We start from the raw sequence: 19,438 nt of genomic DNA on the forward strand, positions 1-19,438 counted from the left end.
AATGGCAAAAGATGTTTTACATGAGCTAAGAGATATAAATTCGTTAAAGTCAAGGAGAAATAATGTAATACTAATATTCCTGTGTTTTCTAGTAGGAATTTTTTCTGGAATTATTGTGGGTACATACACATTAATATTAAAAAAGATGTCGATTTTTAGAGAATTTTTTACAACAAATCTAGAATTTTATAAAATAGCTATTGGAATAGTAATCTTTATTATTATGGGATTATCCATACAATTTATGCTTAAAAAATATCCATTAATTAGTGGAAGTGGAATTCCGCAAGTCAGTGGACTTCTTACTAAAAAGGTAAAGTTTAGATGGTTTGGGGAACTTATTACAAAATTTGTAGGAGGAATATTAGCAATAGGGGCAGGAATGTCTATGGGTCGTGAAGGGCCTTCAGTGCATTTGGGATCTTTGGTTGGCTCTGGAGTGAAGGAACTTACAAAACGCTCTGAAGTGGAAGAAAAGTATTTGGTAACATGTGGGGCGAGTGCTGGAATTTCTTCAACATTTAATGCGCCGCTTGCAGGAGTGATTTTTTCTCTTGAGGAACTTCACAAATTTTTCTCGCCATTATTATTAATCTGTACTCTTGTAGCAAGTGGAACTTCAAATTATGTTTCAAGAATGATTTTAGGCTCACAAACTTCTTTTCAATACAATTTTGTGCTTCCAGAAGGTATACCGTATTATATATTTGCGATTATAACAGTTATTTTTTGCATTATAATTACAGTTACTGGAAAAGTATTTAGCTATTTTCTGCTTTTAACTCAAAAACATTATAGAAATCTGAAATTAAATAAATATATAAAAATATCAATATTTATGATAATAGCTTATATTGTAGCAGTATTTTTTAGGGATATTACAGGAGGAGGACATGAACTTATAGAGGAAATGTTTGGAAAAAATGTAATGTTGAAAACAATCATTATAATTTTACTTCTTAAATTCTTTTATACAATGTTTTGTTATGCAACAGGAGCACCAGGAGGAATTTTCTTGCCAATGCTTGTAGTAGGAGCTTTGATAGGAAAAGTTTATGGTGAAATATTGAATAATTATTTTTCAGTTCCAAATGAGATAATTGTACATTTCATGCTGCTTGGAATGGCTGCATATTTTACAGCAGTTGTTAGAGCTCCAATAACTGGAATTACATTAATTTTGGAAATGACAGGTAACTTTTCATATCTTTATATGCTAATAATTGTTTGTACAATAACTTATATTCTTACTGAATTGCTTAAAATGGAGCCAATTTATGAAAGACTTTATTTTAATATGTTTCATAAGCAAATTTTAGAAGAAGATAAGGAAAAGAAAAGGATACAGAAACGTGCTAAAAGATTGGAAATATTAGAAAAATGGTGGAAAAATAAAAAAATCGAAATTGGTATAAAGCCAGACGGGAAAAATGTAAAAGACAAGATAGTAACACTTTTAATTCCTGTTGGAGCAAATTCCGAATTTGACAATAAGATGGTAAAAGAGCTTAAATTACCAGAAAATCTGTTAATCGTGAGCGTACGTAAAGCAGGAAAGGACAGTATCGCACGAGGAGATACATTGATTCAGAGCGGGAATCAGCTTGTGATTATTACAGATTACAGGACGGCACAGGAGTATGCCGGAGAACTGAGGGAGAGAGGAATGAAAATAGTAGATTAAAAAAATAATAAACCAAAAAAAGAAAACAGTGGAATTTTACTTTCACTGTTTTTTTGTATTTGTTATTTGTCAATCTTCCTCCCAACTTTTAGCTTTTTCAACAGCCTTTTTCCAGTATTTATAATATTTTTTCCTTAAGTTTTCAGATAAGTCTGGTGTAAATTCTTTGTTTAAACGCCAGTTTATTTTGATTTCTTCTTTATTTTTCCAAAATCCAACGGCAAGTCCAGCTAAATAGGCAGCACCTAATGCAGTTGTTTCGATAATTTCAGGACGTAAAACTTTTGTATTTAAAATATCGCTTTGAAATTGCATCAGGAAATTATTTGCTGTTGCACCACCATCGACTTTTAGAGAATTTATTTCAATACCTGAATCTTCTTTCATTGCATTTATCAAGTCTTTGGACTGGTAGGCGATGGATTCGAGGGCAGCACGAATTATGTGGTTTTTATTAGATCCACGGGTAAGCCCAACGATTGTGCCACGAGCGTACATATCCCAGTATGGCGATCCTAATCCAACAAATGCTGGAATTAAATAAACTCCACCATTATCATCAACTTGCTGTGCAAAATATTCTGTATCAGAAGCCTTGTCAAAGAATTTTAATTCATCACGAAGCCACTGGATAACAGCCCCACCAATAAAAATACTTCCTTCCAGAGCATATTCCACTTTTCCATCAATCCCAATGGCAATAGTTGTAAGCAATCCATTATTTGATTTTATGCACTTGTTCCCAGTATTCATAAGCATAAAGCATCCTGTTCCGTAAGTATTCTTTATATCTCCAGTATGAAATCCAGCCTGCCCAAACAACGCCGCCTGCTGATCTCCAGCGATACCTGAAATTGGAATGGAAGTGCCGTTTTCTTCACCGATTGTAATTCCCATTCTTGTTTTTCCATAAACTTCGCTTGAGTTTCTAACTTCTGGAAGCATACTTTCTGGAATATTAAGTTCCTTTAAAATTTTTTTATCCCATTCTAAATTTTTTATGTTAAAAAGCATAGTTCTAGAAGCATTTGTAAAATCAGTAACATGAACTTTTCCGCCAGTTAATTTCCACACAAGCCAAGTATCGACCGTTCCAAAAAGCAGTTCCCCGTTTTCAGCTTTTTCCCTTGCACCTTTCACATTGTCAAGAATCCATTTTACTTTTGTCCCTGAAAAATAAGCGTCAATTATCAGCCCTGTATTTTCCTTTACATAATCTTCAAGTCCACGGCTTTTCAATTCTTCGCAGATTTCAGCCGTTCGTCTGCATTGCCAGACAATTGCGTTATAGACAGGCTCGCCAGTATTTTTATCCCACACGATTACAGTTTCCCTTTGATTTGTAATTCCGATTGCCGCCACATCTTTTAGAGAAATTCCAGATTGTGCTATAACTTCTGTAAGAACAGAACGCTGACTTGCCCATATTTCCATAGGATTATGCTCAACCCACCCTGGCTGTGGAAAAATCTGCGTAAATTCCTTTTGAGCTTTCTCAATAATGTTCAGATTTTTATCAAAAATAATTGCACGTGAACTAGTCGTTCCTTGATCTAGAGCGATTATATATTTTTTTTGATTATCCATAAAACCTCCTTATAATAAATTATATCTTGAGAAAATTATTTGTCAAATTTTTAATTTGTAAAGCGATGGAATCCGTGATATAATATAAAACACAACAAAAATTACTAAACTTTTTAAACACAAGGAGGGAAAAATGAACAAAAAGAAAATTAACACACTAGTTGGCTCAATTGGGGCATTTATTGGAGTATTTGTATTCATAACGTATATTCCACAGATTATTGCCAATATAGGTGGACAAAAAGCACAGCCGTGGCAACCTCTTACTGCCTCAGTTTCTTGCTTGATATGGGTAATTTATGGATGGACTAAAGAACCTAAAAAAGATTATATTTTAATTATACCAAATGCAGCAGGGGTAATACTAGGATTTTTGACTTTCATTACAGCACTTTAATAAAAAATAACTTTAAAAGACTGTGAAAAAAACAGTCTTTTTTCTTTAACTTTTTATTTATATAGGGTATAATAAATACAGATAAAAATAGAAATAATAAAAATTTGTTTAGGAGAGAAAATGAAAAATAAAATAAATGTACTTGGATTAGGACCTGGAAATTTGGACTACACTTTACCAGTTGTATTAAAAGAAATTGAAAAATCAGATGTAATAATCGGTGGAAAACGTCATATTGAAAGCCTTGGAAAATATGCAGAAAACAAAGAATACTGCTACATTAATGCTGATTTACAGCGAGTTCTGGATTTTATAAAAGAAAACCGTGATAAAAAAATGTCACTAATTCTATCAGGAGATACAGGTTTTTATAGTATGCTAACATTTATGCGAAAACATTTTGAGGCTAGTGAATTAAACGTAATACCTGGAATTTCCTCAATTCAATATATGTTTGCTAAAATTTCTGATTATTGGAATAATGCTTTTGTATCGAGCGTCCATGGAAGAAATACTGAATATGTGGGAAAATTGCGTGAATATGGAAAAATTGGACTTTTGACGGATAAAAAGAATACCCCTCAAAGGATTGCAGAGGAAGTTGTCAAGGCTGGAATAACTGAAGCGACAATATATGTAGGAGAAAATTTATCCTATGAAAATGAAAAAATATGGGAAATGCCAGTAAAGGAAATGATGGAATATGAAAGAGATTTTGAAATGAATGTAGTGCTGGTTTTTTTACAGGATTAAAGGAGTAAAGTAAAATTTTAAGGAGGGAAAGTATGGATTTCATAATGCTTTCATGTAAAAAAAGATTTAAGAAAAGTTTGAAAATAGTATTTGCGGCAATAATATTTTTTATAGTCAGCATATTATCTTTTTCTGCAAAATCAGAATTTTTGGCAATTGGAAATTTGAAAATTGTAAGACAGGAACCACTTGTTATTAAAAGTGAGGATTTGAATATTACAATTGAAAAAAATGGAATTATAAAAGTAAATAGTGTTTATGTATTTCAAAATATTGGAAATTATAATGTGAAATCAACATTTATGTTTTGGCTGGATACAAATGTAGAAAAGACAGGAAAAGAAGATTTCAGCAATAAAAATACAAATAATCGTGGAAAATTTGTGCAGAATATAAAATTTCTTGCTAATCGTAAAAAAGCACAGAATTTACGTGCAGTAATAAAATTTGATGAAAATATTTATCAAAATCAGATTATGGACAATATTCAGCGTGAATGGTTTGCAATTTCAAAAGTAATTCCGCCACAGGAAGAAGGGAAAATTGTTGTCCGCTATGATTTAGCAAATACTGGATTTTCACGGAATAAAGATTTTGTGTATAGCTTTGATTTAGTAGATAACTTTTTTAATAAAAATAAGACAGAAGCTCTGAATATAAACATATATAACAAATCAAACCTGAAAATAAAAAGCATAAACTTTAAAGATTATAAATTTAGAAATGTTAGCAAGAGTAATACAAAAGAATATTATGAACTAGCTAAAAATGAAGTTAATCTAGATGGAAGACTTGTAATAAAATTTAAATAAATCAACTTCTAAAAATGAAAAAATAAAAAACTTGAAAAGAGGAAAAAATGAGAATTGTAGCAGGAACATTGAAAAACAGAAGAATAAAATCAAGGGAAGGAAGAGAAACTAGACCTACGCTTGAAAGAATAAAAGAGGCAATTTTCAGTATAATTGGAGAAAAAGTCGTAGATACAAAATTTTTGGACTTGTATTCAGGAACGGGAAATGTCTCATTTGAAGCACTTAGCCGTGGCGCAAAAAGAGCGATTATGATTGAGGAAGATAAGGAGGCACTCAGAGTAATTATTGAAAATGTGAATCATCTTGGAGTGGAAGAAAAATGTCGTGCCTACAAAAATGATGTTTTTCGAGCGATAGAAATCCTTTCAAGAAAAAACGAAATATTTGATATAATATTTTTGGATCCACCTTATAAGGAAAATATTTCAACAAAAACGATTGAAAAAATATCAGAAGAAAATCTTTTGGAACGAGATGGAATTATAATTTCAGAACACAGCACATATGAGAAAATGACGGATAAAATAGGTAATTTTGTGAAATACGATGAAAGGGATTACAATAAGAAGGTAGTTAGTTTTTATAGGTTTGAGGATCGAAAAAAATAAAAAAATAAAGGAGAAAAATAAAAATGGCAGTAAAAAAACAAAGTTATGAAGAAAATATTGCACAAATTGATGAAATTTTGGAAAAATTGGAAAGTGAGGAATTGTCACTAGATGATTCAATTTCTGAATATGAGAAGGCAATTAAACTTATTAAAGATTCCGAGAAATTGCTTGAAGCTGGGGAAGGGAAAGTTATGAAGGTGCTTGAAAAAAATGGAAAAGTGGAAATGGAAGAGTTTGAATAAAAATTAAAGATAGATTTTTGAAGGTATAGAAGCAGAATATTTAAAATTTTTGAGTTCAGTTTTTAAGTAGATTTTATTTAAAATAAAAATTTGAGTGACGGGGGATAAAATGTTACGGGAATATTTGGAAGAGAAAAAGAAGATTGTGGAAGACAGTCTGATAGAATTGCTTGAGAATTATAGGGGTAAATATCCTGAAAAATTGTCGGAAGCAATGGAATATGCGGTTATGAACGGAGGAAAGCGAATACGTCCTATTTTGATGTATATGGTTTGTGATTTGTTTGAAAAAAATAATTTTAAAAATTATGATAAAATCAAGGAAATTGCTACTGCACTTGAGTTTATACATTGCTATTCACTTGTTCACGATGATTTGCCAGCGATGGACAATGATGATTACAGACGTGGTAAACTTACAGTTCACAAAAAATACAATGAAGCAATCGGGGTTCTTGTGGGAGATGTTCTTTTGACGGAAGCCTTTGGAATAATTGCTAATTCTGAAAGTTTAGGAGATAAAAATAAGATTGAAATTATTTCAAAATTGTCTGAATATGCAGGATTTTTTGGAATGGTCGGAGGGCAGTTTGTGGATATGGAGTCTGAAAATAAGAAAGTCGAAATTGACACATTAAAGTATATTCACGCACATAAGACTGGAAAATTATTGACTGTTGCGATTGAATTGCCAATAATTGCTTTGGATATTGAAAGGGAAAAGCGTGAAAAAATGGTGGAATATTCAAAATTATTGGGAATTGCCTTTCAGATTAAGGATGATATTTTGGATATTGAAGGGAATTTTGAGGAAATTGGGAAAAAATCAAATGATATTGAAAATGACAAGACTACTTATCCGAGTATTTTTGGGCTTGAGGAAAGTAAAAGGCTGCTACAGGAATATTTGGAAAAAGCGAAAAAGATTATTTTTGACGAATTTGAGGGGAATCAGTTATTTTTAGAATTGACGGATTATTTTGGTAATAGGAAAAAATAATAAAAACCTTTTGTAAATATTTTGAAAGTTAGGAGTTATAAAATGAATAAAAAAATAATATTTTATGCGGGATGTGTAATTGCATTAATACTTCCATTAATTAAAAGTGTTCACGCTTTTGCTTCGGGAATATCTCTTCTTATGGGAATTGTTTTAGCAAGTTTTGCTATAATCATTGTTCCAAAAAATTTAGGGGAAATACGAAAACTTACGCTAAATTCAGCTGTCGTGTTTTTTGGATTTGGACTTAGCATAAGCAAGGTTGTTGCTGTTGGAAGTAAAGGGATTTTTCAGACGGCAATTAGTTTGATTGTAGTTATAAGTATCGGGTTGATTTTGGCAAAAATTTTTAAAATGGAAAAGAAGTTATCACAATTAATTGTGTTTGGGACTGCGATTTGCGGTGGAAGTGCTATTGCGGCAACTTCTCCAGTAATTGAGGCTTCTGATGAGGATATTGCCTTGTCTACTGGGATAGTATTTATTTTAAATACAGTCGCATTATTTCTTTTTGCATTTTTTATTAATTATTTTAAGTTAAATGCTGAACAAACTGGAATATGGACTGCACTAAGCATACATGATACAAGTTCGGTAGTATCAGCTGCAGCTTTTCACAGCACAGAAGCCTTGAAAATAGCCACAATTATGAAACTTACAAGAACACTTTGGATTATTCCAATAGTTATTGTTCTTAGTATTTTAAATAAATCTGAAAATAAAAAAATTAAATTTCCGATTTTTATATTATTTTTTATTTTAGCTTCAATTATTGCAACAATAATAAATTTACCAGCAATTTACAATTTACTTACTCAAATAGGGAAAATGATGCTGTCTCTTGCACTTTATATGATTGGAACGTCATTAAATATTCAGACTATAAAAAAAATGACTGGGAAAAATTTTTTGTATGGTGTTACTCTCTGGATTTTTTCGATAATTTCAGGGTATATGATAATTATGTTTTTATAAAAAATGGTAATAAAAAATTATTTTAGTGTAATAAAAAAAACAGGAAGGAAATAAAATATTATGAAAATAAAAAAATTAGTAATAACGATATTAGTATTATTAACTGTACAAATGTGTGGACCTGAACCTAAATTGGACTACAATGTTACAAAAAGTGAAAGTTACAAAATTTCTGAGAAAAAAATGAAAAAGAATTCTTTAGAAGTAAAAAAGGGGTTTGAAGCTGATAATGAGAAATTTGAAAAAAAAGTAAAAGAATCTGCTAAAAGTTTTATAGAAAATATGGTGGCAAAACAATCTATAAGTGGAAATGAAACTTTTGCCGATCAGGCAATGAAACAAATGGCAGTTAATATGATAGAAAAAGGTATCGAGTATCAGAAAAATAAAATAGAAGAAATTAGATTTTTTAACGATGAGGAAGCGGAAATTACTCAAAAAGTAAAAGTTTTTAGCAACAATAATGACAGTTTTGCAAAACTTCAAAATGAATATGAGCTTTTCAAACGTGTTGCAGAAAAATTGCAATATAAAGATACGGAAGATATGATGTCCCAAATGGAGAAAATGGATAGAAAAGAAGTTTTTTCTAAACTTATGAAGGGTATAAGCGAAGTTATTGAAGATGAATTTAAAAAAGAGGAAAATTATACAGAGATGACTACAACTGTAAGTGTACGTAAAGTAAATAATACTTGGCATATAAAAAATCTGGATGAACAAATTAAAGCAGTGGATGTGTTATTTTCAAGTTTAGCGAACAGTATGTAAAAAATATAGAAGGATAAAATTATGTTTATAGAAAAGAAAAATTATTATTATATTGAAGAGTTTGAAAAATACGGTATTACAGCGGTTTATACAAAAAAAATTGCTGGAAATATGTCTGATTATTGCCCAATTGAAAATCAAATAGAAGGTATCCAGAAAAAAAATCGTGAAAAGTTATTAGAAGAGCTGAATCTAACAGATAAACAGGAAGTAATGGCTTTTCAGACACATTCTAACAATGTAAAAATTATTGATGAGGATACAACGAAATATTATTATGAAAAAGAGAAAGATATTGATGGATTTCTGACAAAAAGGAAAGATATTGCTATTTTTACGTTTTATGCGGATTGCTTGCCGATTTTTGTATATGATAAGGAAAATCAGGTTATAGGAGCGTGGCATTCAGGATGGCCGGGGACATTTAAGGAAATAATGAAATCTGGACTTTTGGAAATGCAAAAAAATTATGGGACGCAAGTAGAGAATGTGATAATGGCGTTAGGAATTGGGATTGGGCAGAAAGATTATGAAGTTGGAAATGAATTTTATGATAAGTTTGTAGAAAAATTTGGGAAAAGTAACAGAGAAATTGTGGAAAAATCATTTTGGTTTAATGAAAAAACAGGAAAGTATCATTTTGACAATACAAAATTTAATGAACTTATGGCACTCAAACTTGGGATAAAACAGGAAAATTTGATTGTAGCAACTGAAAGTACATTTGATGAAAAATTTTATTCTTATAGAAAGGAGGGAAAAAATGCTGGAAGGGCTACAGCAATGATTAGTTTTAAATAAATAAAAAATATATTTTAAGAAAGGAAAGGAAAAATTATGAAAAAGATTTTAACATTAGCATTTTTAGTGATTGGAGCGACAACATTTTCTGCTGGCTGTGACTGGTTTAAAGGGAATACAAAATATGCAGATAAAATGGTGGAACTTGTAAAGAAAGAGGGATTGACAAGCAAGGTTTATTGTGATATGGACCAAAAAAAAATGGTTTATGAAACTGTGTATAACAATACTAATGAAAAATATATAGAAATAGGATTAAGTTACAACAAGAACAAGAAAAATGATCTTACTTATGCAGATATTCTAAATTCTTTTGCGGAATTTGAAAAAGACATAGATAAATTATACCCTTGGACAAATTTAACAAAACCAGAGTATCAAAATGCTCCAAGATACTATAATTACAGAATGTACATATATAGTCCTGAAAGTCAAAATGAATACATGACTTTCCTAGTTACCTATGATACATCTAATGGAACTTGGAAGAAATATTACAGTAATGGATTTTGGAAAGGAAAAGATGAAGTTGAGAAAGAAATAATGGACCTAATGAAAAAAAAGGGATTAAAAGAAACAGATAATATAATTTATTAAAAAAGTAATTTTTAAATAAAATAGTTTATATAAAAGTTACGCAATAATGAACATAGGAGATAGTAATGAATCTTTTAATAAAAATATGGATTGCATTTGTTTTGGACTTGATTTTTGGAGATCCAGAGAAAATTACACATCCAGTCCAGATTATTGGTAAAATGATTACATTTTTAGAGAAAAAATTATACGTGAAAAAAGGTAGCTTTATTGGTGGAGCAGTTTTAGGTATTTTAGTAGTTGCAAGTACATTTTTAGTAATGTATGGATTTGTGAAATTGACAAAAATTGTAAAAGTTTTGCAGATTTTTGAAATTTATTTGATGTATACGGTATTTTCAGTAAAATCACTGGCTCGTGAAGGGAAAAGAGTTTATAAGATTTTAAAATTAGGAAACTTGAAAGTCGCAAGAGAAAAATTGTCTTATTTGGTTTCAAGAGATACTGAAAAGATGGATAAAGTTATGATTATTAGAAGTACAATGGAAACTATTTCGGAAAATATGGTGGATGGCGTGATTGCACCGATGTTTTATATGTTTGTGGGTGGACTTCCGTTTGCGATGGCCTATAAGGCAATAAATACACTTGATTCAATGGTTGGGTACAAAAATGAGAAATATGCAAAGTTTGGTACATTTTCAGCAAAATTAGACGATGTGGTAAACTTCATTCCAGCTAGAATTTCTGGTATTTTTATAACAGCAGCAAGCTATATTTTGAGATACAATTACAAAAATGCATGGAAAATATTTAAAAGAGACAGAAAAAATCACGCAAGTCCAAATTCAGGACATTCAGAAAGTGCAGTAGCAGGAGCATTGGGAGTACAGTTTGGCGGAAAAGTTTCATATTTTGGAAAAGAAGTGGAAAAACCGATAATAGGGGATAAGAAAAAGGAATTTAGATTAGAAGATATTAAAAAAAATATACTATTAATGTATGTTACAAGTTTTGTAGCGATATTCTGTTTTTCTATAATTTATTTGATTGTAAATGGAATGTTTAATAGTGTATTTAATTCCATTGTATATTTTATATTGTATTTTTTTGTTAATATGCTTTTATAGTAAAAAAGCCTGTCCGATTCTTAATAACTTTAAGAACTGGTACAGGCTAATTAAATATATAAATTATTTAGGTGATACTAAAATTTTAACTTGGCTCTTTTCTTTTACAAGAGCTTCAAATCCTTCAGTTACAATATCTTCTAATTTAATTCTTTTTGTTACTAATAAATCTTTTGAGAAATATCCTTGTTTCATTAGTTCCAATGTTTTAGGGAATACATCACGATACGCGATAACCCCTTTTATTGTTCTTTCTTGAATTACCACTTCGTTAGGTTGAATAGGGGCTTCTGTTTCCCAGATGCTCACAACCATAAGCTCTCCATCTTTCTCAGCGGCTTCAAGAGATTGCTGCAATACTGCTGGAACTCCTGTAACTTCGTATGAAACATTCACTCCTCCATTTGTTTTTTCTTTTATGTATTCAACAGAGTTCACTTTTGTGGGATCAACAATTATCGCACCTAATTTTCTGGCAATTTCCTGTCTTTCAGGTGAAACTTCCACAGCATAGATTTCTGTTGCTCCAGAAGCTCTTAATGCATCAATTATGAGAAGTCCGATTGGACCACATCCAAATACTGCTGCAGTATCACCAGTATTAAATCTGCTTTGTCTAACTGCATAAACAGCTACAGCCGCAGGCTCTGTCAATGCTCCTTGTTCATAGTCAATTTCATCAGGAAGTTTGTGAGCCTGATCTTCATTTACAACTACAAATTCAGAGAAACCTCCACCTCCGCCTGCAAGTCCAATAAAGTTCAAATTAGGATCCAAATTATATTTTCCAATCAACCCATTTTTTGCTAGAATCGGCTCAACTGTAACTCTGTCTCCAACTTTAAATTTTGTAATTCCACTTCCTATTTCTACAACTTCTCCGCAAAATTCGTGTCCCATTGTAATTGGGGCTTTTTCTCCAGTATATGGATGTGGCTTATCGGCTGGAATGAAAATAGGTCCTCCTAGATATTCATGTAAATCACTACCACAGATTCCAGCATATTTTACTGCGATTTTAATTTGATTTTCTCTTGTGATTTCTGGTATTTCAATGTCTTCTACTTTTACATCTTTTCTATTGTGCCATCTTGCAGCTTTCATTGTTGCCATTTTTTATTTCCTCCTAAGTTAATTAATATTTTATTTCCATACTTTAATAGTATACCCTATTTTTTTTCAAAAGCAATATCTATTTACAAAAAAACATGACAAGAAACAAAAGTCATATTTTACTTAGTTTTCTAGCCATGTTTAGTGTTAATTTATTATTATATGTCAAGTTTAACTCTTTCAATTTGAGCACCAACGGTATTTAATTTTAATTCTAATTTATCATATCCTCTGTCTATGTGGTAAACTCTATTTACAATTGTTTCACCATCTGCTGCAAGTGCCGCCAAAACTAGCGCTACTCCTGCTCTCAAATCTGAAGACATCACTTCTGCACCTGTTAATGGCAATCCTCCATTTATAAAAGCTACTCCATGTTTTATTGTAATATCTGCCCCCATTCTGTTAAATTCTGGCACGTGCATAAATCTGTTTTCAAATACAGTTTCTTCCATTGAACTTCCACCATTTACAAGAGTTTGAAGCAACATCATTTGAGGCTGCATATCTGTTGGGAATCCTGGATGTGGTAAGGTTTTTATTTTTGATGGCTTTAAATCTTTTACTTTTCCTATTACAGTTAGGATATCTCCATTCTGTTCAAATTTTGCTCCCATTGCTTCTAATTCAGATTTAAACACTCCTAAATCATCAAGTCTTGCATTTTGAATTTTTAAATTTCCTTCTGTAACTAATGAAGCTATCACATAAGTTCCTGCCTCAATTCTATCTGGCATAATTGAATATTCCACAGCGTGAAGTTCTTCAACTCCTTCAATTTCAATAGTAGGAGTTCCTAATCCTGTAATTTTTGCTCCCATTTTATTCAAGAAGTTTCCTAAATCAACAATTTCAGGCTCTCTTGCAGCATTTGAAATAACAGTTTTCCCAGGAGTTTTTACTGCTGCCATCATAATATTCTGGGTAGCTCCTACACTTGGAAAACCTAAAGGAATTTCAGCACCTTTTAATTTATCTGCTTTTGCATGAACATATCCATGAACTCTTGTAATCTCCGCTCCCAACATTTCAAAACCTTTTAAATGCAAATCAACAGGTCTTGAACCAATCGCACATCCTCCAGGCAGTGAAACAACTGCTTCATCTAAATTTGCAATCATTGGTCCCATTACTAAAAATGATGCTCTCATTTGTTTTACGATTTCATAGCTTGCTTCTGTTCTTTTAAATCCATTATTTACAATTTTGTAAGTATTGTCATCTAATTTTTCAGTTTCCATTCCCAAATCTTCAAGCAATCTCATTGTTACTCTTATATCACGTAAATTTGGCACATTTTTTAAAATGTATTCACCTTTTGCAACAAGTGTCGCTATAATTATTGGAAGTGCAGCATTTTTAGCTCCGCTTACTTTAATTACTCCATTTAATGGTGTTTTTCCTTTTATTCTAAATCCATCAACCACGTTTTTTTCCTCCTAATTTTTGACATATCGGACATTTTGAGCCAAATAATTTGTCCATAAATGTTAATTCTTTATAGTTTTTAGCATATTCAGGCATTTCTTTTTTTATTATATCTAAATGAAAATCACAAACTGCATTTTCCATAGCTTCAAAATATATATCTGGTAAATGCTTTAAATGACATTTCTCAAGTTTTGAAGTTACAACAATTTCATCTCCAGCTTCATGAACAATTGCATCCTTTGCAACGACTACAAGTGCTATTTGACCCACACATACTAGGTTATCTATCATTTTATAAGGCACTCTTTTTTGCTTAGCTATTTCAATGTATTTTTTTATATCATTAAAATCTGCATGTCGGGAAATAACCATTTTATTCACATCTTTATTTTCTAAAGCTTTTTCTATTTCATAATAAATTCCTTTTTCTTTTATTTCCTCAAACGTAAGAGCTTTTATAATTCTTTCTTTGTATTCCCCAAGAAATAAATTTTTTTCAACTTGAGCATTTACAGCTCTGTCTGTTACATCTTCTACAAATTTCATAACGTCTGATTCATTGTTATAGTTATTAACACTAGTTCTCATTTTATTTCTCCAATTCACATGAATATTTAATTTATATTTAAATTTAACATTTAAAATTTATCGTATTTTGTCATTATACTACTTTTTTTTACATTTCTCAACTATTTTTTTGAACTTTTTATCTATTTTTAGTATTCCGTTAATTTTTTATATATTTAAATTAGAGAAATTAAGTTTGCTTAATAATTAAAAAATTAACATTGAAAGTACAAATACAACTTTAAATATAATAAATATATTTACGAATTTAGTTATTTCTGGTATTTTTTCACGCCCTTCATCCTTTCGGATTGTAAAAAATAAGAGTGCGAATAGTATAGCATATAAAATTGCTCCTATTAATGAAACGTTTGCTGTAAAAAGATAGATTACTTCCAGAAGAAGGAAGGCGTATATCTTAAAAGTTGTTCTTTTACTTGTAAAAAATATGTTTATTAAATTATAGTTCGCATACATATAAAGTAAAATCATCATAATAATTCCAAGATATGGAGTTACTATATCTAATTTTTTTATTACAAAGAATACAAAGTATGCAATAATTGTGAATAATAACACTCTTAGTTTTTCATTGTTATGTTTTCCTGTTTCACGTTTTTCTCTCATTAGTCATCTCCTAATTTTATATTGTTATAAATCATTTTTAATTTGGATTTTTCAACATGTGTGTAAATTTCTGTTGTTGTTATGTTTGAATGTCCAAGTATCTCTTGCACAATACGGACATCAGCACCGTTTCCAAGCAGAATTGTAGCAAGTGAATGTCTAAAAATGTGTGGATATACATTTTTTTCAATTCCAGCGTTTTTGGCAATAGTCTTTAAATCTTTCCAAAATTTTTCCCTTCGAGTATTTGGAAAAATCTTAAAACTTTCACTTGCATTCTTTAATTTTGGTCTATAAATAGCCAAATAATTTTTTATTTCATTTTCTAGACTATCATAAATTGGTATTATTCTATATTTTGATCCTTTTCCAAGCACCTTTATAAATTCGTAGTCTTGATTTTCCACATCCTTTATTTCCAAATTTAAGGTTTCTGAAATTCTTGCCCCAGTTGCAATTAAAATTTTGATAATAAGTTTATTTTGTATACCCTCAGGCGTGTGTGGACAGTTATCTACAATTTGCTTCATTTCTTTTAGTGTAAGTATTTCAGGTAATCTATGTTCACGTTTTAAGGACTTTACCATTCCTGTTGGATCTTTTTTAATTGCTTTATTTAGATAGCAGAATCTGTAAAATGTCTTTATTGCCGATACTTTCCTTAATACTGAATTTCGTCTTAATTTTTCGCTTATATATTCAACATAATCGAAAATATCCTGTTCCTTTACTTTCGAAAAATCTTTTTTTACAAATAAAAAAAATTGTATTAAATCTCGATTATATCCAGTAATTGTATTTTGAGAACTTCCCTTTTCATACTCTAAAAAATCAAGAAATTCTCTAATCTGCATTTTATTTTCACGTGTTATTTTTTTATCATTGTTTTTTGAACTTTCACTGCTTTTAACGTTACCGTCTCTTTCTTTTTCCAAATTTTCTTTATCTGAATTAAGTTTTTTCTTTTTTAGATTATTTATATCAGTACTTTTTTGTCCCATAGCCCCATTATCTCCTTAGCGTGATTAACAGATGCTTCAGTAATATTATCACCTGAAATGATTCTTGCAATTTCTCTTATTCTTTCTTCAGTATTCAGTTCACGAACTTTTGTCTCTGTAAGACCATTTTCAATTTCTTTTTTTATAAAGAACTGCTGCTGCGCTTTTCCAGCAATTTGCGGAGAATGAGTTACACAGATAATCTGGGTATTTCTTGAAAGCTCTCTTAATTTTTCTGCCACTCTTCTTACAGTTTCTCCAGAGATTCCTGTATCAATCTCATCAAAAATCAGCACTGAAATATTGTCAACAGCTGAAAATACCGTTTTAAGAGCAAGCATTATACGTGAAATTTCTCCACCTGAAGCAATTTTGGCAAGTGGCTTGAACGTTTCTCCTACATTTGTTGCGATTAAAAATTCTGCGTTGTTTATGCCATGCGTTGTTATTTCTTCAGTTTTTGTAATTTCTACCTTAAATTTTGCATTTTCCATATTTAAATCACTTAGCTGAATATCAATTGTATTTTGAAGACTTTCTGCAATTTCCATACGAATTTGGCTAAGTTTTTCACTATCTTGAAAATACTGGCTTACCAGTTCATTTTTCTCAATCTTTAAATTTTCCAGTTCTTCATTTTCAAAATTAACTAACGACAGATCTTTTTCAATTTTATCCTTGTATTCAAGGATTTCAGTAATTGTTGAGCCGTATTTTAATTTCAACTTGTTAATCGCATCAATTCTTTCAACAATTTTTTCCAGTTTTTCATCATCTCTCTCAACATCTCCAGAAAAATTATCTACAGAGTACGAAATTTCCTCTACTTCATAAAGCACAGACTCAATCTTATCGTATAATTCACTATACGATTCCGACAAATCCGAAAGCTGCTCTAAATTTCTCTTAGCTCTTCCAAGTGCTGATAAAATCGAAAATTCTCCTTCTTTTAAAAGTTCTGAAGTTTCTCCCAGCTTTTCATTAATTTTTCCAGCATTAAACAATATTTTATACTCTTCTTCCAGTTCTTCATCTTCATTTTCCTTTAAATTAAGGCTATTGATTTCGTTAAACTGAAATTCTAGAATATCTTTTTTTTCTGCAATTTTTTCTTTTTCTTCTTCAATATTCCTTATTCTTGAATTTAATTTTTTTATTTCATTTACGTTTTCACGAATCTTTTTAGAAAGTTCCTTTCCCTCATCATCAAGAAATCTGTCAAGTAAATGCAAATGATATTCTTCATTTAATAAGAACTGATGTTCATGCTGCCCAACTAAATCAATAATATTCACCATAAGTTCCTTTAATCTTGACAAAGTAAGTCTTGCACCATTTACGGTAATCTTCGATTTGGCGTTCCTGTCAAAATATCGTGTTATGATAAGTTCGTCATCATCTATCTCAAACCCAAGCTCATTTAACCTTCTTTTCTGATTTTCATTTAATTCAAAAATTCCTTCTGCAAAAAGGCTTTCTTCCCCATTTCTAATCATATCTGTATGACTTCTTTCACCAATTAATAGTGAAATTCCATCTAGAATAATTGATTTACCAGCCCCTGTTTCTCCAGTTAATGCAATAAATTTGTCATTAAATTCTAAATCTAATTTTTTGATTATTGCTAAATTATTTAATCTTAATTCCCTTAACATTTCTTCCCTTTCACTATTTTATTTTTTATAAGACAGAATCTCCCCATTTCAATTTTTGTCGGAGTATACTGTAATAATCACTGTTTATAGGTTTTATTATTCGAATTTTTTTCTTTGATAATCTTGCAGTTACTAAATCATTCTCCTGTATCTGAAACCATTGGTTTCCGTCGATATTTAAATGGACTGCATCATCTCTTGATGTTGCCTTAAAACTTAGAACTTCACAGCCGTTTACAATTATTGGACGCGCTGTTAAACTTTGTGGTGCAAGAGGTGTTATGGAGAGTGCATTTAGTCCAGGGTGGACAATTGAACCACCTGCTGAAAGCGAGTAAGCAGTCGATCCTGTAGGAGTTGCTACGATTATTCCGTCAGCTCTGTATTTATTTACAAAAATATCATTTGAGTAAACTTCAACCTGTATTAAATGTGCTTCGTGTCCGCCTTTTGTTATTACAAGTTCATTTAGTGCATAAAAAACATTATCTTCATATTTTACTTCTAAAAATGCTCTTTCTTCAGTTTTATAATTCCCATTTTCATAATCTTGTAACATCTTTACTGCATTTTGAGGTTTTACTTCAGCAAGATAACCAAGAGAGCCCATATTTATTGCAAGTACAGGAATATTCCTTAAAATAGCTTCTTTTGCGGCAACAAGCATTGTTCCATCTCCGCCAAGTGAAATTATTAAGTCAGCCTCTTCCACTCCAAAAACTTCTTGAATATCTTTTTCCTTTAGATAGTCATAAAAATTCTTTAATAAAGTCTCGTCTGCATATTCACTTTTTACAATTCTAACTTTTTTTAACCGTCTTTTGTTATTTAGATTATCATTATTTTCTAATTTTTCAGAATTTTCCATAATAAATACCTCTTCAAACATCAAAATTAAATTTTAAAATATTTTTTACCTTTGTGAGATATTGTATCATTTTTGAAGATTTTTTTCCATAAATTTTCTAAATATTTTTAAGGATTGGATACGATTAAATTTTAAAGAAATTATAAACTATAAAAAAAGACTGTCAAAAATACAACAGTCTAGTTAATTTATTTATTCAGAATAGTAATACTGGCTGCTTCTGTAGTTTCTATGTGAAGGGGGATAATAATAAAGTCTTTTTATGATAAAAGCATTTTTTCCTCTTTTCATGTCATTTAGTATTCTTTGTGAAAAATTACTTCCTAGGACATGAATTGTTTTTTTCTCTGCATTTGCAGGAATTTTTGGATTATCCCATTCAATTTTATGGCCTGGATGTGTATCAATACAAGTTGCATAAAGATTTACATGGTCAAGAGAAGAGTTCTTATAAAAAGCCCTGTAAGTTGATATGAAACATTGTTGATTAGATATATATTCCATTGTTCTATTTCTTATATCCCATTCTACAGTTTCAGGTAATTCCTCGAAAGGAGCTTTTTTTGTAAATACAATACTATCAGCAAATATATTGAATGAAAGCAAAAAGATACAGAGAGTAAATAAAGATTTTAAGTTATTTTTCATGCCATTATTCTCCTTTATATTAATCGTTTAATGTATTCTAACATTTAGTATCCGTTTTTTCAATATATATTTTCTTTTAATATATATACAATTTAAGTAAAAATATCTTAGTTTTGCTAGTTAAGCATATAAAAAAGTAAAAATAAATTTTAGAAAAATATTTTTTATAAAAAAATTTGAAAATCAAACATTTTTACTTTACAAATAAATAAATTCAAAGTATAA

At 30.2% G+C, this 19,438-nt stretch carries 21 protein-coding genes; 12 read left to right on the forward strand and 9 right to left on the reverse strand.

Going from position 1 to position 19,438, the window contains the following annotated elements:
• Window position 1 precedes the first annotated feature (1 nt).
• Window positions 2–1,684, forward strand: coding sequence for a ClC family H(+)/Cl(-) exchange transporter (locus AB8B23_RS02840; protein ID WP_369713311.1), 1,683 nt, complete (start codon window positions 2–4; stop codon window positions 1,682–1,684).
• A gap of 69 nt (window positions 1,685–1,753) precedes the next feature.
• Here AB8B23_RS02840 and glpK read toward each other — a convergent pair whose 3' ends face one another.
• The gene (glpK, locus tag AB8B23_RS02845) at window positions 1,754–3,271 is read right to left on the reverse strand and encodes a glycerol kinase GlpK (RefSeq protein WP_369713312.1); all 1,518 of its coding nucleotides are present in this window, start codon (window positions 3,269–3,271) and stop codon (window positions 1,754–1,756) included.
• Between the two features lie 133 nt (window positions 3,272–3,404).
• Here glpK and AB8B23_RS02850 point away from each other — a divergent pair, with 133 nt between their 5' ends.
• The 11 genes from AB8B23_RS02850 (at window position 3,405) to cbiB (ending at window position 11,303) form a co-directional block, all read left to right on the forward strand.
• Window positions 3,405–3,668, forward strand: a complete 264-nt coding sequence (locus AB8B23_RS02850) for a SemiSWEET family transporter (RefSeq protein WP_369713313.1) — start codon at window positions 3,405–3,407, stop codon at window positions 3,666–3,668.
• 120 nt (window positions 3,669–3,788) lie between these two features.
• Window positions 3,789–4,421 carry a precorrin-6y C5,15-methyltransferase (decarboxylating) subunit CbiE gene (gene cbiE, locus AB8B23_RS02855; protein ID WP_369713314.1) on the forward strand — a complete coding sequence of 211 codons (633 nt, stop codon included), beginning with the start codon at window positions 3,789–3,791 and terminating at the stop codon, window positions 4,419–4,421.
• A 32-nt stretch (window positions 4,422–4,453) separates the two neighbouring features.
• The gene (locus AB8B23_RS02860) at window positions 4,454–5,233 is read left to right on the forward strand and encodes a hypothetical protein (RefSeq protein WP_369713315.1); all 780 of its coding nucleotides are present in this window, start codon (window positions 4,454–4,456) and stop codon (window positions 5,231–5,233) included.
• Between the two features lie 47 nt (window positions 5,234–5,280).
• Complete coding sequence (rsmD, locus tag AB8B23_RS02865; protein WP_369713316.1) at window positions 5,281–5,844, forward strand: 16S rRNA (guanine(966)-N(2))-methyltransferase RsmD; 564 nt, start codon at window positions 5,281–5,283, stop codon at window positions 5,842–5,844.
• A 23-nt stretch (window positions 5,845–5,867) separates the two neighbouring features.
• Complete coding sequence (gene xseB / locus AB8B23_RS02870; RefSeq protein ID WP_018451160.1) at window positions 5,868–6,089, forward strand: exodeoxyribonuclease VII small subunit; 222 nt, start codon at window positions 5,868–5,870, stop codon at window positions 6,087–6,089.
• Window positions 6,090–6,198: 109 nt separating this feature from the next.
• The gene (locus AB8B23_RS02875; RefSeq protein WP_369713317.1) at window positions 6,199–7,089 is read left to right on the forward strand and encodes a polyprenyl synthetase family protein; all 891 of its coding nucleotides are present in this window, start codon (window positions 6,199–6,201) and stop codon (window positions 7,087–7,089) included.
• A gap of 42 nt (window positions 7,090–7,131) precedes the next feature.
• A complete protein-coding gene (locus AB8B23_RS02880; RefSeq protein WP_369713318.1) occupies window positions 7,132–8,064 on the forward strand; it encodes a YeiH family protein in 933 nt (310 codons plus the stop codon).
• Window positions 8,065–8,124: 60 nt separating this feature from the next.
• Window positions 8,125–8,835, forward strand: coding sequence for a hypothetical protein (locus AB8B23_RS02885; protein WP_369713319.1), 711 nt, complete (start codon window positions 8,125–8,127; stop codon window positions 8,833–8,835).
• A 21-nt stretch (window positions 8,836–8,856) separates the two neighbouring features.
• A complete protein-coding gene (gene pgeF / locus AB8B23_RS02890; protein WP_369713320.1) occupies window positions 8,857–9,636 on the forward strand; it encodes a peptidoglycan editing factor PgeF in 780 nt (259 codons plus the stop codon).
• 36 nt (window positions 9,637–9,672) lie between these two features.
• On the forward strand, window positions 9,673–10,233 hold the full coding sequence (locus AB8B23_RS02895; RefSeq protein ID WP_021743287.1) for a hypothetical protein: 561 nt from the start codon (window positions 9,673–9,675) through the stop codon (window positions 10,231–10,233).
• A gap of 65 nt (window positions 10,234–10,298) precedes the next feature.
• Window positions 10,299–11,303 (forward strand): adenosylcobinamide-phosphate synthase CbiB, encoded by a 1,005-nt coding sequence (gene cbiB, locus AB8B23_RS02900; protein ID WP_369713322.1) that lies wholly within the window; start codon window positions 10,299–10,301, stop codon window positions 11,301–11,303.
• Window positions 11,304–11,366: 63 nt separating this feature from the next.
• On the opposite strand, the gene AB8B23_RS02905 is transcribed toward cbiB, so the two are convergent.
• The 8 genes from AB8B23_RS02905 to AB8B23_RS02940 form a co-directional block, all read right to left on the reverse strand.
• Complete coding sequence (locus AB8B23_RS02905; RefSeq protein WP_021743285.1) at window positions 11,367–12,416, reverse strand: 2,3-butanediol dehydrogenase; 1,050 nt, start codon at window positions 12,414–12,416, stop codon at window positions 11,367–11,369.
• Window positions 12,417–12,574: 158 nt separating this feature from the next.
• A complete protein-coding gene (gene murA / locus AB8B23_RS02910) occupies window positions 12,575–13,843 on the reverse strand; it encodes a UDP-N-acetylglucosamine 1-carboxyvinyltransferase (RefSeq protein WP_369713323.1) in 1,269 nt (422 codons plus the stop codon).
• Entirely contained in the window at window positions 13,836–14,435 is a 600-nt protein-coding gene (locus AB8B23_RS02915; protein WP_021743283.1) for a DUF1694 domain-containing protein, read from the reverse strand. The genes murA and AB8B23_RS02915 overlap by 8 nt, the downstream gene beginning before the upstream one ends.
• A gap of 186 nt (window positions 14,436–14,621) precedes the next feature.
• Complete coding sequence (locus AB8B23_RS02920; protein WP_021743282.1) at window positions 14,622–15,041, reverse strand: hypothetical protein; 420 nt, start codon at window positions 15,039–15,041, stop codon at window positions 14,622–14,624.
• Entirely contained in the window at window positions 15,041–16,042 is a 1,002-nt protein-coding gene (locus AB8B23_RS02925; RefSeq protein WP_369713324.1) for a tyrosine-type recombinase/integrase, read from the reverse strand. The genes AB8B23_RS02920 and AB8B23_RS02925 overlap by 1 nt, the downstream gene beginning before the upstream one ends.
• Entirely contained in the window at window positions 16,018–17,697 is a 1,680-nt protein-coding gene (gene recN, locus AB8B23_RS02930) for a DNA repair protein RecN (RefSeq protein ID WP_369713325.1), read from the reverse strand. Before recN ends, AB8B23_RS02925 begins: the two co-directional genes overlap by 25 nt.
• Before the next feature lie 25 nt (window positions 17,698–17,722).
• A complete protein-coding gene (locus AB8B23_RS02935) occupies window positions 17,723–18,565 on the reverse strand; it encodes an NAD(+)/NADH kinase (protein ID WP_039900952.1) in 843 nt (280 codons plus the stop codon).
• Between the two features lie 192 nt (window positions 18,566–18,757).
• On the reverse strand, window positions 18,758–19,213 hold the full coding sequence (locus AB8B23_RS02940; protein WP_021743278.1) for a hypothetical protein: 456 nt from the start codon (window positions 19,211–19,213) through the stop codon (window positions 18,758–18,760).
• Window positions 19,214–19,438 lie beyond the last annotated feature (225 nt).

The organism is Leptotrichia sp. HSP-342, from assembly GCF_041199995.1.
Taxonomy (GTDB): domain Bacteria; phylum Fusobacteriota; class Fusobacteriia; order Fusobacteriales; family Leptotrichiaceae; genus Leptotrichia; species Leptotrichia mesophila.

Bases quoted from the DNA above. Each gene is read 5' to 3' on its own strand.
- AB8B23_RS02850 (WP_369713313.1), top strand. From the start codon at position 3,405: ATGAACAAAAAGAAAATTAACACACTAGTTGGCTCAATTGGGGCATTT.
- AB8B23_RS02905 (WP_021743285.1), bottom strand. From the start codon at position 12,416: ATGGCAACAATGAAAGCTGCAAGATGGCACAATAGAAAAGATGTAAAA.
- AB8B23_RS02935 (WP_039900952.1), bottom strand. From the start codon at position 18,565: ATGGAAAATTCTGAAAAATTAGAAAATAATGATAATCTAAATAACAAA.
- AB8B23_RS02860 (WP_369713315.1), top strand. From the start codon at position 4,454: ATGGATTTCATAATGCTTTCATGTAAAAAAAGATTTAAGAAAAGTTTG.
- AB8B23_RS02875 (WP_369713317.1), top strand. From the start codon at position 6,199: ATGTTACGGGAATATTTGGAAGAGAAAAAGAAGATTGTGGAAGACAGT.
- cbiE (WP_369713314.1), top strand. From the start codon at position 3,789: ATGAAAAATAAAATAAATGTACTTGGATTAGGACCTGGAAATTTGGAC.
- AB8B23_RS02880 (WP_369713318.1), top strand. From the start codon at position 7,132: ATGAATAAAAAAATAATATTTTATGCGGGATGTGTAATTGCATTAATA.
- cbiB (WP_369713322.1), top strand. From the start codon at position 10,299: ATGAATCTTTTAATAAAAATATGGATTGCATTTGTTTTGGACTTGATT.
- rsmD (WP_369713316.1), top strand. From the start codon at position 5,281: ATGAGAATTGTAGCAGGAACATTGAAAAACAGAAGAATAAAATCAAGG.
- AB8B23_RS02840 (WP_369713311.1), top strand. From the start codon at position 2: ATGGCAAAAGATGTTTTACATGAGCTAAGAGATATAAATTCGTTAAAG.
- AB8B23_RS02940 (WP_021743278.1), bottom strand. From the start codon at position 19,213: ATGAAAAATAACTTAAAATCTTTATTTACTCTCTGTATCTTTTTGCTT.
- recN (WP_369713325.1), bottom strand. From the start codon at position 17,697: ATGTTAAGGGAATTAAGATTAAATAATTTAGCAATAATCAAAAAATTA.
- pgeF (WP_369713320.1), top strand. From the start codon at position 8,857: ATGTTTATAGAAAAGAAAAATTATTATTATATTGAAGAGTTTGAAAAA.
- xseB (WP_018451160.1), top strand. From the start codon at position 5,868: ATGGCAGTAAAAAAACAAAGTTATGAAGAAAATATTGCACAAATTGAT.
- glpK (WP_369713312.1), bottom strand. From the start codon at position 3,271: ATGGATAATCAAAAAAAATATATAATCGCTCTAGATCAAGGAACGACT.
- AB8B23_RS02885 (WP_369713319.1), top strand. From the start codon at position 8,125: ATGAAAATAAAAAAATTAGTAATAACGATATTAGTATTATTAACTGTA.
- AB8B23_RS02920 (WP_021743282.1), bottom strand. From the start codon at position 15,041: ATGAGAGAAAAACGTGAAACAGGAAAACATAACAATGAAAAACTAAGA.
- AB8B23_RS02925 (WP_369713324.1), bottom strand. From the start codon at position 16,042: ATGGGACAAAAAAGTACTGATATAAATAATCTAAAAAAGAAAAAACTT.
- AB8B23_RS02895 (WP_021743287.1), top strand. From the start codon at position 9,673: ATGAAAAAGATTTTAACATTAGCATTTTTAGTGATTGGAGCGACAACA.
- AB8B23_RS02915 (WP_021743283.1), bottom strand. From the start codon at position 14,435: ATGAGAACTAGTGTTAATAACTATAACAATGAATCAGACGTTATGAAA.